8 protein-coding genes and 6 pseudogenes are annotated in these 12781 nt (G+C 71.1%); 10 read left to right on the forward strand and 4 right to left on the reverse strand.

What is annotated here, in order from left to right; all coding sequences use genetic code 11:
- Positions 1-210: pseudogene (locus KN815_RS35175) on the forward strand (enoyl-CoA hydratase/isomerase family protein); the annotation flags it as partial.
- Between the two features lie 340 nt (positions 211-550).
- Here KN815_RS35175 and KN815_RS35180 read toward each other — a convergent pair.
- Positions 551-2287: a sensor histidine kinase gene (locus tag KN815_RS35180; RefSeq protein ID WP_253209430.1), complete on the reverse strand. Its 1737-nt coding sequence runs from the start codon at positions 2285-2287 to the stop codon at positions 551-553.
- A gap of 521 nt (positions 2288-2808) precedes the next feature.
- Between KN815_RS35180 and KN815_RS35185 the strand changes: the two genes are divergently transcribed.
- The 3 genes and pseudogenes from KN815_RS35185 to KN815_RS50950 form a co-directional block, all read left to right on the forward strand.
- On the forward strand, positions 2809-3231 hold the full coding sequence (locus KN815_RS35185; RefSeq protein ID WP_216345908.1) for a pyridoxamine 5'-phosphate oxidase family protein: 423 nt from the start codon (positions 2809-2811) through the stop codon (positions 3229-3231).
- Positions 3232-4126: 895 nt separating this feature from the next.
- A pseudogene (locus KN815_RS35190) lies at positions 4127-4572 on the forward strand (nitrate reductase subunit alpha); the annotation flags it as partial.
- Between the two features lie 184 nt (positions 4573-4756).
- Positions 4757-4933, forward strand: a pseudogene (locus KN815_RS50950) (IS5/IS1182 family transposase); the annotation flags it as partial.
- Positions 4934-5190: 257 nt separating this feature from the next.
- Here the strand turns inward: KN815_RS50950 and KN815_RS35195 are convergent.
- Positions 5191-6395: pseudogene (locus tag KN815_RS35195) on the reverse strand (globin domain-containing protein).
- Positions 6396-6728: 333 nt separating this feature from the next.
- On the opposite strand from KN815_RS35195, the gene KN815_RS35200 reads away from it, so the two are divergent.
- From KN815_RS35200 to KN815_RS35210, 3 genes are all read left to right on the forward strand, one after another.
- Entirely contained in the window at positions 6729-7226 is a 498-nt protein-coding gene (locus KN815_RS35200) for a hypothetical protein (protein WP_216345909.1), read from the forward strand.
- Entirely contained in the window at positions 7223-7666 is a 444-nt protein-coding gene (locus tag KN815_RS35205) for a pyridoxamine 5'-phosphate oxidase family protein (RefSeq protein ID WP_216345910.1), read from the forward strand. The genes KN815_RS35200 and KN815_RS35205 overlap by 4 nt, the downstream gene beginning before the upstream one ends.
- A gap of 178 nt (positions 7667-7844) precedes the next feature.
- Positions 7845-8300: a Crp/Fnr family transcriptional regulator gene (locus tag KN815_RS35210; RefSeq protein WP_216345911.1), complete on the forward strand. Its 456-nt coding sequence runs from the start codon at positions 7845-7847 to the stop codon at positions 8298-8300.
- A gap of 136 nt (positions 8301-8436) precedes the next feature.
- Here KN815_RS35210 and KN815_RS35215 read toward each other — a convergent pair whose 3' ends face one another.
- Positions 8437-9126: a response regulator gene (locus KN815_RS35215; protein WP_216345912.1), complete on the reverse strand. Its 690-nt coding sequence runs from the start codon at positions 9124-9126 to the stop codon at positions 8437-8439.
- 631 nt (positions 9127-9757) lie between these two features.
- On the opposite strand from KN815_RS35215, the gene KN815_RS35220 reads away from it, so the two are divergent.
- Positions 9758-10639: a universal stress protein gene (locus tag KN815_RS35220; RefSeq protein ID WP_216345913.1), complete on the forward strand. Its 882-nt coding sequence runs from the start codon at positions 9758-9760 to the stop codon at positions 10637-10639.
- A 302-nt stretch (positions 10640-10941) separates the two neighbouring features.
- Positions 10942-11817 carry a universal stress protein gene (locus tag KN815_RS35225; protein WP_216345914.1) on the forward strand — a complete coding sequence of 292 codons (876 nt, stop codon included), beginning with the start codon at positions 10942-10944 and terminating at the stop codon, positions 11815-11817.
- Between the two features lie 37 nt (positions 11818-11854).
- Here the strand turns inward: KN815_RS35225 and KN815_RS35230 are convergent.
- A pseudogene (locus KN815_RS35230) lies at positions 11855-12141 on the reverse strand (transposase); the annotation flags it as partial.
- 458 nt (positions 12142-12599) lie between these two features.
- Here KN815_RS35230 and KN815_RS50955 point away from each other — a divergent pair.
- Positions 12600-12781, forward strand: a pseudogene (locus tag KN815_RS50955) (hypothetical protein); the annotation flags it as partial.

A 12781-nucleotide genomic window follows, 5' to 3' on the forward strand; every position in this document is an offset into this window, starting at 1 on the left:
GGCCTCCGGCCGGAGGTGATCTCCATCACGAAGGCCGCGGTCGACACGGTCGCGCAGCCGATTCCGCGTGCGGCGTACGCCGTTGAGAACGAGGGCCTGTTCGCGGCGTTCGGCGATGAGGTCACCGAGCTCGCCCACAAACTGCTCGCCGCTGGTATCCAGACCCGCGAGGGCGAACGGGACCACGAGCGCATCGCCAACAGCATCTGAGTGCCCAAGCTCTCGCCATCCGTGCGCAGAGGCTCCGTGGGAAGAATTCCTCAGCCATTGCCGGCCCGCGCGTTGCCGAGTGCTCAGGCCGACCACCCTGGTTCCCCGGGCCTGCCGGGAACACGACCGGCTGAAGCGCCGGAAACGGCGGGCAGGGCAGTGGCTGGCGCAAGTAGCCGTAAGCTTGACAACGCTGTTCGGCCGCGCGGATAGGCGCACCGACTACGGCCGCCCGTACGAGGGGTCCCCGTACGGCTACGGCTACCTGTGGTGAGCCATCCCGCCCGGCACCGGGTCGCCGGTGCGCGCGGCCCAGTCCTGCCCGAAGAGCGGCCGGAATTCACGGGGCGGCGTGCAGAGGGGCGGCCCATTCCACGACGGTGCCGTTCGGCTCGTTCGGGTAGAGGGAGAACGAGCCGCCCAGGTGCTCGGCGCGTTGCTCAAGGTTGGCCAGGCCGCTTCGGCGGGTGACGGCCGGGTCGAAGCCGTGGCCGTTGTCCGCCACTTTCAGCCGCAGCGCCGTGTCGGTGACGTCCACGCTGACGTCGACGGCGGTGGCCTGGGCGTGCCGGGTCGCGTTGGACAGTGCCTCGCCGACCGCGGCCAGCATGTGCTCGGCGTGACCGGCGGGGACATTGGTGTCCAGCAGGCCGGTCATGCGCAGTGCGGGCGCGAAGCCCAGGGCTTCGGTGGCCCTCTCCATGGCCGCCACCAACCGGGCCCGCAGCCCTTCGCTCCGGGACCGTTCCTGCTCGCCGAGCGAGTAGATGGTGGAGCGGATGACCTTGATGGTGCCGTCCAGGTCGTCGACCACCCGCTGGACCCGTTCGCCCACCTGCGGTCTGTCGGCGAGGCGGCCGAGCGTGGACTGCAACGTCAGCGCCCCGGCGAATAACCGCTGGATGACGAGGTCGTGCAGGTCGCGGGCGATCCGGTCACGGTCGTTGAGGACCAGCATGCGATCGGCGTCCTGCCGGTGCTCGGCGACCTCGAGCGCCAGCGCCGCCTGGTTGCCGTACCCGATCGCCATGTCGATGACGGCGTCGGTGAAGACCGGGCCGCCCGGTACGTTGGCCACCTGCAGCACGCCCCGCACATGGTCGCGGGTGCCGAGAGGGACGAGGAACGCGGGGCCCAGCTCCACGATCGCGGCGCTGCCACCGGCGGCGCGCGGATCGGCGCTGACCGCGTCGCTGGTGATGGTCTCCCCGGAGGCGAAGACCTTCGCGGCCAACGTGGTGGCGCCCAGAACCAGGGCGCGCGCATCCTCCGCGCGAGTTCCGGAGGCTGCCTCGATGACCAGCTCGCCGCTGTCGCCGACCGGGATGGCCAGGGTGACAAGGTCCGCGCCGGCCATCTCGCGCAGGCTGTCGGTGAAGGATTCCAGCACCGTGGCAGGTTCGGTTCCGGACAGCAGGCTGCGGGTCAGCTCGTTGCTCGCCGCCAGCCAGCGCTGCCGGCGGCGGGCGTCGTCGTACAGGCGGGCGTTGTCGATCGCCACGCCGGCCGCCGCGGCCAGGGTGCGCAGCACCGCCTCGTCATCGGCGTCGAACTCCGCGGCGCCCTGCTTGTCGGTCAGGTACAGGTTGCCGAAGACCTGCTCGCGCACCTTGATCGGGGTGCCGAGGAAGCTGGTCATCGGCGGGTGCCCGGACGGGAATCCCACCGAAGAGGGATGCTGCGCGAGGTGGGCCAGACGCAGCGGCTCCGGGTGGCGGATCAGCAGCCCCAAGATGCCCTCACCGCGCGGGTAGTGACCGATTCCCGCAATGGTCTTCTCGTCGATCCCGACGGTGAGGAACTGCTTGATCGTGCCTTCCTCACCCAGGACGCCGAGCGCCCCGTACTTCGCGTCGACCAGACTGACGGCTGACTCCACGATGCGCTGGAGCACCACCTCCAGCTCCAGGTCGGAGCCGATCGCGAGCACCGCGTCCAACAGCGTGTGGATACGGTCGCGTGCTGCCCGGACCTGCGCCACCTGCTGCTGCAGGCCCTCCAGCAGCTCATCCAGACGCAACTGGGGCAAGGCCCCGGACACCACGGCAGCGCGGGGCTCCTGGCCGCACTCGTCCACCACAGTTGCTCCCCTTTTCCTTCGCGCCACGAATACCAGGATGCCCGACGCACGGACGCGGATCGACGGTACCCCGGGGAGCGGCCCGACAGCGGTGCGCATGCGGTTCCGGCGCCGGGCGGCGCGCACCGTCGGCCGGTCGAGGTTGCGGGGCGGAGGGAGTAAGGAACCGTCAGGCCACGGGGACGGCTCCGGCATGCGGGTACCGACACGCACACGGACTGTCTCGATGGCCTCCCACTGCTCGGTGGTCCGCGAAGCCAAGGCGGCGGGAAAGACTCGCGGAGATTAATCCCCTGAGAAACCTCAGTGGCCTACCGCCACTGTCCGCAGGTCAAGTCCGCCAAGGGTGGGCTATTCGGCCTCACCATCCGGCCCGGCGGTTCCCGATTTCCCATCCGGCCGGATCACGAGGTTCGGCGCGAGGTGGTCCGCGCACCACCCCGGCTGGAACAGCGGGTGAACGGGCAGAGGCCCTACGGCCCTAACAGTGGCCCGGCCGTGGAAGGCAGCATGGACTGATGTTCCACAACGAAGGCTTTCGCCTGCTCGATCGGCAAGAGTGCCTGCGCCTGTTGGCCAAGGTGCCGGTCGGTCGTGTCGTGTATACCCGGCAGGCGCTGCCCGCCGTGCTCCCGGTCAACTTCTTCCTGGACACGGGCTCCTCCGTGCTCCTGCGCACCTCGGCGGGCTCGGGTCTGGTCCGCGCCATCGACGGGGTCGTGGTGGCCTTCGAAGCCGACGACTTCGACGCCGCGACCCGCTCCGGATGGAGCGTCGTCGTCACCGGCCGGGCGACCGGGGTCACCGACCCCGCCGAATACGAACGGCTGTCGCGGGTCGGCCCGCGCTCCTGGGCGATCAGGCGCGGTGAGGCATTCGTCCGCATCGAGTCCGAGATGGTCACCGGCCGGAAGATCACCGGCACGCGCGGCACGGACTGACCGTGCCGCAACGGGCAAGCGCCCAAAGGGAAGTGACGGGCAGGTTGTGGCGAGCAGGACGACGGCCAGCGAACCGGCCAGCGAACCGACGGCAAGCGTCCCGGGCCAATCCGGGGCGTCCCTTGGCGGATGCGACGCCGTGGCCGACCGCGGCAAGCATGACCAGAACGAAAAGCCCGAGCTTGGGTGTTGATCTGCGCCTTCAGGCCGAGGGCGCGGGCGGTGTACCAGGCGTCCAGGGTCCAGCCGTATGCCCCGGGCACACGGCGGAATCCGTCGGGTTGTTCGGCCGTAGTGCCGTCCAGGCTGAGCGAGAGCCCGACCGCGCCCGCCTGGTGCACGTTGCGCAGACGGTCGGGGGTGAGCGTGGGGGTGCGCAGAGAGGGACACGGAAACGCGCACGCCCGTCTCTTTGCCATATGCGATCAGTTCTGTCAGGCCGGAGCGCCGGAACGGGTCACCGCCGTTGACCACGAACAGCGGAGCAGGTCCTGCACGGCGGCGGTGTCCGGCTCCCGCGGGTCGCGGTCGGGCACAGCCTCGGCGCGGCAGTGCGGGCAGGCCAGGGGGCAGGCGCGCGTGGACCCCCAGATCACGATGAACGGCTTGTCCGCGACGTTCTGGTGCTGTCAGCGAATCACTCATGCGCCGATCACCGGGTCCTCCGTGCGGGATTGGTGCGCGGTGTGCGTCCGGCCGCCCGGGAGTCAGGGCAGACGTGGCGGGCGGCCGGACAGACCGGTCCGGCCCGTGCGCGGCGCCCGCCACGGGGGACGGCGATGGAGGCAGCCGAACGGGCGCTCGGTGCGGTGGCACACGGGATATCTCCGGGTCGGTCGGCAACCAGCGTCCGGCATCGGGCGGTCCCGGCGCGACGGCCAATGAGCCCATCGATATGGGCCAAGGGTCCCTGGCTCAAGTCTGTTGGAGGCTAGGCAGGTTGAGGGCGGTCGGCGCCCGGACCGGGCGGCCCGTCCTCGGTGGGGGCGACCCGAAGTGGGAGGGGTTCTACCGGCACCGCTGGGCGCACGACAAGGTCGTGCGCTCCAGGCACGGCGACAACTGCACCAGCTCCTGTTCGTGGACGGTGTGCGTCGAGGACGGCATCATCAACTGGGAGCACCAGGCCACCGACTACCCGTCGATCGGCACGGACTGCCCCGGGGACGAACCGCGGGACTGCCCACGCGACGCGTCGTTCTCCTGGTACGCCTACTCGCCCAGCCGGGTCCGCTACCCGTACGCGCGCGGGGGGCGCTGCTGAAGCCGTGGCGCGAGGCGCGCCGCCGCCTCGGCGACCCCGTGGCGACCTGGGCGGAGATCACCGGCGCCCCCGGCCAAGACCCGCGCCTTGCAAACCGGCCCGCCCAGGACAGGCGAGCCGGCGCGTCGGCTGGCTGCCGGCCGTGGCAGCGTCATGTCCAGTCCGGGGGGGGCAGCGTCTTGGCGTACATCGACGGGCACAACCTTGTCACCGCCCGCCGTGACCTGGGCGTCGAGCTCCTCGGCCCGCTGCGGGCCGACGCAGGGCGTCCGGGCCTTCGGCCTGCGCCGGTCCCGCTATCGCGGCCGCGACAAGACACACCTGCACCTATTCGCCGCCGCCGCGATGAACCTCACCCGCCTCGATGCCTGGAACGCTGGCAATCCCCGAGCCGGAACCCGCGTCTCACGCCTCGGAGCACTGCGTCCTGCCGCCTGACGGCGACAGGACGCACGATCAAACAGCCCCGTTTCCCAACAGTGTCGCCTTCACCGGGATCGCCGTCCTCGGACCGGCCGTGCTCACCGGGGCCCATCTGCACCGGATGCTGTGGCCGACCCAGAACGCCGGAACCTGTGTGGTGTTCGTGCGCTGGCTGATCTACCTGTCACCGTCCGAGATCCGGCCTGCTCTGCCCCTACTGCGCCATGGTCTGGGCCGTCACCATCGCCGGGGCCTGCTTCCTGCCGGGCGTCTCAGCCCTCGGCGTGGGCCAGCCACAGGTCGGGGCCGAAGACCTCGTAGCGGATGTGGCGTGCCGGGATACCGGCCCGGCGCAGTTGGGCCCGGACGGCGCGCATGAAGGGCAGCGAGCCGCACAGGTACACGTGGGCGCCGGCGGGCAGGTCCAGGCCGTCGAGGTCCATCAGGCCCGTGCGCACACCGGCTTCCTCGGCCGCATCCCGTTCGTACCAGAACTCCGCCCACCCGTCGGGGATCTGCGCCACGAGACGGCGGGTGTCGGCGCGCAGGGCGTGGTCGGCCGGAGCGCGGTCGGCGTGCAGGACACGGACCAGACGAGCCGAACCGGTGGCGGCGAGGTGTTCGAGCATGCCGACCATGGGGGTGCAGCCGATGCCGGCGGACACCAGCACGAGCGGGGTGTCGGTGTCATCGAGGACCACGTCTCCGAACGGTGCCGACAGGGTGAGTTCGCCGCCGGTCCGGACGGTGCGGTGCAGCCGGTTGGACACCTCGCCCTCGGGGGCGCCGGCCATGCTCACCACGCGCTTGACGGTGATGCGCCGCAGCCGGTCGCCCGGGGCGTTGACAGGCTGTACTGACGGGTCTGGTGGACTCCGTCGGGCATGAGCACCCGGACGCTGACGTACTGACCGGCACGGGCAGGAGGCAGCGGGCCGTCATCGGCCGGGCACAGCAGGAAGGAGGTCACGTCCGGGGTCTCCTCCCGCCGCTTCACGACGGTCCACTGCCGCCACGGGTGCCGCGGGTCGACCTGGGCTTCCTGGTAGAGGCGGGCCTCCTGGGCTACGAGTGCACCGGCCATCAGCCAGTACACCTCGTCCCAGGCGGAGGCCACCTCCGCAGTGACGGCCTCGCCCAGCACGTCGCCGATGGCGCGGAAGAGGTATTGGTGGATGATCGTGTACTGGTCCTCGGTGACGCCGAGCGCGGCGTGCTTGTGGGCGATCCGGGACAGCAGCGCGTCGGGGCGGGTGTCGGCGTCGGCCAGCAGCGCCTGGGCAAAGGCCGCGATCGATCCCGCCAGGGCCTTGCGCTGGTCGCCGCTGGCCTGGTTGCCGCGGTTGAACACTCCGTCCAGCAGCTCGGGCCGCTCGGCGAACATGGTGCCGTAGAAACGCGCCGTGATCTCGTCCAGGGCCTCGCTGACCACGGGCAGCGTGGCGCGGATGACAGCCTCCGACTCAAACGAAAGCATGGCTCTCCTCTGCAGTGCGGGCACATGGAGGGAGCGGCGCTCACCGCCGCAGCCGGGGTCCGTCGTGTGGATAGCACCGGCACATCGATCGTGCCGGTGCTATCGCGGTCCCGAACAGGGCCGAACTTCCTTGATGGCGAGGCCCGTCGGCCCAGGTGGGCGTGAGGCGCGGCTGTTCGCGCGCGGACCGGCGGAAACCAGAGCGACGTCGGCTTCCCCTTCCGCAAGGACCGACCGGCCCTTTCCTCGTTCCGCTCGGCTCTGGCGCGTCATGCCGTGGCCCGGAGACGATCAAGCAGACCAGTGGGCGGTGGGGAGAAAGGACGGTCAGGGATGATCGCCGTCGTAGGACATCCCGATCTCAGCGCGTCGACGCTCGTGCTGGTGGAGGAGGAACTGCGTTCGCGGCTGGCCGAGTTCGCCCGGGCGGGCAGAGCCGGTCTGGTCCGGGCCGGAAAGGGGTTGCCGACGGCGTTTGGGAGGGCCACCCGTAAGGCCGGGCTGGCCCTGGTGACGGTCCTGCCGTCGCGGAACGGCGTGCCCACCCAGTTGGCCGAGCTCGACCGCAAGGCCGCCGGCGAACTGCTGCTGCTGTCGGAGCAGGTGCGGCTGGTGGAATACGACCCCGGCGACCGCGGCTCGTGCGTGACCGCGGACGAGAGCTTGCTGCGCCACTGCGCCCACGTGCTCGCGGTATGGGACGGCTCGCCGTCCAACGGCCGTGACGTCACGGCGCATCTGGTCGCCTACGCGCGCAGTCACGGGGTCGATGTCGAGGTGATCTGGCCGCGGGGGGCCGTGCACGGGACCATTCACCCGGAACCGTCATGACCGTTCAGCCCCTTCCTCCCGTTCCCGCCACCCGAATGGTCGAGCTGGACCGGAAGGAATCAATCACGCTGCTGACGGGCGTGTCCATGGGGCGGGTGGGCTTCACCCACCAGGCGCTCCCGGTGATCCGGCCGGTCAACCACCTCGTGAACGACGACGGCGACATCGTCATCCGCACCCACGCCGGTGCCGCGCTCCTGGCCACCGCATCGGCGACCGAGGTGGTGGTGTACGAGGCCGACCACATCGACGAGGCCACGCACACCGGCTGGAGTGTGATGGTCACCGGCACCGCGAGCCGCGTCACGGACCCGAGAACGCTCGCCCGCTACCGCACCGAGCTCACCCCCTGGATCAACACGGAGATGGAGCACGTGGTCCGCATCCGTGCCGAGTTCGTGACCGGCTACCGGCTGGAGAAGACGCCATCGCCCCCGTAGCAGGCGTCACGAGCCGTTGCTCCGTGCGGGTTTCGCCGACGTCATCCGTGCGTGGCGTGACCGACCCCGCGACGGGGCCGGGCGGCCCGCCGTACGGACCGGATGGCCCCTCGTCCGGGCCCGGCCGCTGCCACACGCTGGAAGCGGCAGATTTCAGACCCCGTCCGGGAGGCAGGTCATGAACACCCCCACCATGCTGCGCGCGCTGCCCGCCGATCACCGGCAACGGCTCATGCACTTCGCCCGTGAGGTGTCCTTCCCGCAGGGGACTCGTCTCTTCGACGAAGCTGCGCGCGCGGACCGGTTCTGGATCCTCCGCACCGGCTCGGTCGAGCTCGACACGCGGGTGCCCAATCGGCGTACCGCCGTCGTAGAGGCTCTGGGCCCCAACGAACTCGTCGGCTGGTCCTGGCTGTTCGCACCGCATGTGTGGCATCTGGGCGCCACGGCGACAACACCCGTACGGGCCTACGAATTCGATGCCACGACTGTCCGCTCCATGTGCCGGGACGACCCGGCTCTCGGTCAGGCCGTCACTCAGTGGGTCGGCGAAGTGCTTGCCCACCGCCTGCGTTCCGCCAGGGGCCGGCTGCTGGACCTCTACGCCCCGTGCGGCGCCGGCAGCGCCGTCTGAGCGGGGCGGAAGGCGACGGAGGAGAGCGCGGAGGAAGTCCGTCGAGAAGTCGTGGCGCACCTCGTCCCCCGCGCGCTCCCCAAGCCGGTCGAAGCCGCTTCGGCAATCCGGGATTCGGCCCCATCGGCACCGGTCTTCAGCGGGCTTCCCGCCGCTGCCGATCCTGGGCCTGTGTGGCGATGACCGCGGCCTGGATACGACGTGCCACGCCGAGCTTGGCCAGCAGACGGGAGATGTGATTCTTCACCGTCTTCTCGGCCAGGTACAGCCGCTGGCCGATCTGGCGGTTGGTCAGCCCCTCGCCGATCAGAGCCAGGATCTCGCGCTCCCGTTGCGTCAGGCCGGGCAGAGCGTCGGGCTCCTCCTGCTGCTGACCGCCGCGCAGCCGGGCCATCAGCCGGGTGGCGGCGCTCGGGTCGAGCAGGGACTGGCCGTCGGCCAGGGTGCGTACCGCGGACACCAGGTCCGAGCCCTGGATCTGCTTCAGGACGTACCCCGAGGCACCCGCCATGATCGAGTCCAGCAGGGCCTCCTCGTCGTCGAAGGAGGTCAGCATCAGACAGGCGAGCTCGGGCACGCGCGAGCGCAACTCCCGGCACACGGACACGCCGTCACCGTCGGGCAGGCGAACATCGAGAATAGCCACCCTCGGTCGCAGCGCGGGGACGCGGACCAGGGCCTGCTCCACCGTCCCGGCCTCACCGACCACGCTGATGTCCGGCTCGTCGTCGAGCAGGTCGCGCACACCACGCCGTACCACCTCGTGGTCGTCCAGCAGGAAGACCCGGGTGGGGTTGCCGGGGCCGGGCCGCTCGCTGTCCGCCATGGATACTCCCTCTGGTTCCGCCTTCCCTCGGTGCTCGATCGTGTTGGGATCGGGCACCGAACCGAGATCTTTCTCGCATTCGGGCCGAAGGAACAGGGCCGGTCGGCCCATTTCCTCCGGCGATGCCGCGCCGGCCGGAGTGCGCGGCCGTGTCGACCGCGCGGGCCGACTCGGAGGACGCCGACGTACGCGGCAGCACCGCTGCGTCACCGTCCAGGCCGAAGTTGACCGGTACGACCGCGGGCCGGGGCGTCAGTCCGTGACCGGGAAGCGGCTCGGCGCCAGGAACAGCGGGACCAGGAACGCCGGGGCCGCCGCGCAGCGGCTGGGCGTACGTCAGGAGGAAGAGGCTGGGGCTCACCGTCAGCAGGCCCGGCGCGCTGAGCAGCACTCCCCCGCAAGCGAAGACCGCGAACGCACCCGCCCAGTCGATGGGCCGGGGCCTGATGACCCCGACGCCACGCACCGGCCGGCGCCGTGGACCGCGGTCCCACCACAGCGACGAGGCCGCGCCAACCGCGGGCGGGCGCGGTATAGGGCCGGTCGGCCGCGCTCAGAGGACCTGGGACCCATCCCGCGACCCCGTCTCCGCCGAGATGGTTGAAGCGCGCCCCATAAGGAGGTCCGCGCCATGCCCCGTACCGTCACCGTCGGCCTGGACGGTTCACCCGAGAGCCTCGCCGCGGCGGATTGGGCGGCCCGCGAGGCCCAGCGCCGCGAGCTGCCGCTGAGCCTCGTCCACGCGCTGGACTGGCACTCGTTCAGCTACGGGCCACTCACCGGAGTCGAATCACTGACCCGATGGGCCAAGCGCCTGCCGAGCGACGCCGCGGCGCGACTGCGATGCGACCACCCAGGCTTGCGGATCATCCATGAGCAGCTCGCCGGCGAACCGGTGGCGTCGCTACTGGCGGCCGCCGAGAACGCCGAGTTGCTGGTTCTCGGCTCACAGGGCGCGGGCAGGGTCACCGGGATTCTGGTCGGCTCCGTGGCGCTGTCGATCGTGGCCCGGGCCGAGCTCCCTGTCGTCCTGGTACCGACCGGCGGCAGGGGCGACCGCCGGACCGGACCGGCCACCACCGCTTCTGCCGCCCGCGCGCGCCGCGAGGTCGTCTTGGGGCTCGACCTCCGGCGGCCCGCTGCCCAGATGCTGGGGTTCGCGTTCGACGCCGCCGCCCGCCGGGCGGCGGCACTGCGCGTCGTCCACGGATGGAGCCCGCCCCCCGCCTCCGGCTACCCGAGCCCCTCAGGCACCGGAGCGTCAGCTCAGGTCGCGAGCGAGCTGGCTGACGTGCTCCGCCCATGGCGGACGAAGTTCCCCGGCGTCTCGGTGAGCGAGCAGGCCGTGGCCGGCAGCCCCGCGGAGCACCTGGTGGACGCATCGGCCCACGCCGCCCTGATGGTCGTCGGCCGCTTCACCCACGGCCCGCGGCCCGGCCCGCGCGTCGGTCCGGTCACCCACTCCGTACTGCACCACTCCTCCGCGCCGGTGACGGTGATCGCGCACACCTGACGCCCCGTCGAGAGACAGCCGCGAAGCCGACACCTTCCTGGCCCGTCCTTCGAAGGGAGACCATCCATGTCGTGTCGCACACCGTCCTCGCCTCCGCCCCGCCGACACTGGCTCCGGGCACGCTGCGGACGCGTGCGGCTCGCCAGGGGCACCGGGGAGCACCCCACGTACACCTGTCTCTCCCTGCGCTCGGACCTGGCCACCAAGCGCAAATCCGACATCCGCACGACGACCGTCGAGCGATGAATCTCCCCGGCGCGGAACACCCGCTGCCCGCCCCCTCACGCGCGGAGGTACATGTCATGTTTCGCCCCGTCGTCGTCGGGCTCGACGGCTCCCCCGAGAGTTTCACCGCGGCCAACTGGGCGGCCCGCGAGGCCCAGCGCCGCCAACTGCCGCTGAGCCTCGTCCACGCCTGGCCCTGGCAGAACGGCGAGCTGCCCGCCCCGGACAGCGAGGACACCGTGAGGCACTGGGCGCAGCGCATCCTGCGCGATGTCGAGAAGGAATTGAGCGGCCGCTATCCGGACCTTCCGCTCACCGCCGAGCACGTGCCCACCACGGCCGTCACAGCGCTGCTGGAGCGGGCGGAGGGCACCGAGATGCTGGTGCTCGGCTCGCGCGGGCTCAGCGCCCTCACCGGTTTCCTGCTCGGCTCCGTCGGCCAGCAGGTCCTCGCCCGGGCGACGTGCCCGGTGGTGATGGTACGGACGAACCAACAGTCCACCGCCGAGCGGCCGGGTGACGAGGTCGTCGTCGCGCTCCAGGACCTGAGGGAGGCCCCCGGGCCGCTGCTGGACTTCGCGTTCGCCGCGGCGTCCGCACGCGGGGCGACGTTGCGGGCCGTGCACGTCCGCAAGCTGCCGTCGTCCGACTACGGGTACGGCCTCGCCACGGGACCCGTCGGCTACCTGCACGGTGACCTGGAGGGCCAGGTGAACCGGGAACTGGAAAAGGCCCTGGAACCGTGGCGGGAGAAGTACCCGCGAGTCACGGTGGAACGCACGATCGATCTCGCGTTCGTGGCCGGGGCCGTGCTGCGGGCCACGGCCGAGGCAGGGCTGCTGGTGGCCGGCCGTAGGGCACCCCGTTCCGCACTGAGTACCCACATCGGCCCGGTCACCCACGCGGTACTCCACCACTCCACCGTTCCCGTGGCCGTCGTACCGCACGGCTGAAAGCCGACTACCGGCGCCCGGCCGGCTCTTCGGCCTCGTCCGACAGGACGTGCATCTTGGAACCCGGTTTGCCCCGGTCCACGGGCGACGGACCTGTGTGTTCGCCCCCCGGTGCGCCGTCGACTTCGAGGCACCGAAACAGGGCGGCAGAGCCCGCCAGACACAGCCGCTGACCAGCACATGGACGATGGCCGCGAACACCGCCTCGTCATCGATGTTGGCCACCCCGCCGGCTTGCGGCCGCACTCGCGCCGAGGGCAGCAACGGCCTGGCGATCTCCCACAACCCCACCGGCACGATCCATCCCCACCGTCCACTCCCCATACTCGGCCAACGACCACTGACCATGTAGGACACGGTGTTAGTCCAGATCACCCGCACCGTACTCGGCGTCCTCGCGACGCTCGCGCTCTACTACACGTACGGGTCGGACGACGATCTGGAGGGCCAGGCAGGCGAGAGCCTCGGCCAACTCATCGTGACGCCGGTCCTGCTCATCATCGCCGGACCGGTGGTGATCGCTGCCTTCATCCGCTATGCCCCCGCCGAGCGGCGACGGTTGCTACGCTCCCGGCTCCGCGTCCCGGCCAAGACCGTCGGCTGGTACGTCCTGGTCGTGGCCGCCCTCGCCGCCTCGGTATACGTGATCTCGGGCACCACGCTGCTGCACGGGCTGCACGGGGTGTGGCTGTTCGTGGCCGCCGGCGTTCGTCCTGTGGCGGCCGCCGTTCTTCTTCCTGGCCTCGGCCTACGTCGCCCGCTCCGCCTTCAACACCACCTACGTGCACGCCGCACTGCCGGCCGTGATCACCGTGGTGATGGTCTGGATCACCGCCGTCTTCAACCTGACCGGGAGCGGCATGCCAGGCGGGCCCCTGTGGGCCCAGCTCTGCTCCCTGTTCGGCGGCCCGCTGTCGGTGACCGCGCTCTCCCGGTGGGAGCTGCACCGACTGCGCACACGCCA

Origin of the sequence: Streptomyces niphimycinicus, from assembly GCF_018883605.1 — a bacterium.
Taxonomy (GTDB): Bacteria; Actinomycetota; Actinomycetes; order Streptomycetales; family Streptomycetaceae; genus Streptomyces; species Streptomyces niphimycinicus.

Coding starts and splice junctions, on each gene's coding strand:
- KN815_RS35185 (WP_216345908.1), top strand. CDS start 2,809: ATGTTCCACAACGAAGGCTTTCGCCTGCTCGATCGGCAAGAGTGCCTG.
- KN815_RS35200 (WP_216345909.1), top strand. CDS start 6,729: ATGATCGCCGTCGTAGGACATCCCGATCTCAGCGCGTCGACGCTCGTG.
- KN815_RS35205 (WP_216345910.1), top strand. CDS start 7,223: ATGACCGTTCAGCCCCTTCCTCCCGTTCCCGCCACCCGAATGGTCGAG.
- KN815_RS35210 (WP_216345911.1), top strand. CDS start 7,845: ATGAACACCCCCACCATGCTGCGCGCGCTGCCCGCCGATCACCGGCAA.
- KN815_RS35215 (WP_216345912.1), bottom strand. CDS start 9,126: ATGGCGGACAGCGAGCGGCCCGGCCCCGGCAACCCCACCCGGGTCTTC.
- KN815_RS35220 (WP_216345913.1), top strand. CDS start 9,758: ATGCCCCGTACCGTCACCGTCGGCCTGGACGGTTCACCCGAGAGCCTC.
- KN815_RS35225 (WP_216345914.1), top strand. CDS start 10,942: ATGTTTCGCCCCGTCGTCGTCGGGCTCGACGGCTCCCCCGAGAGTTTC.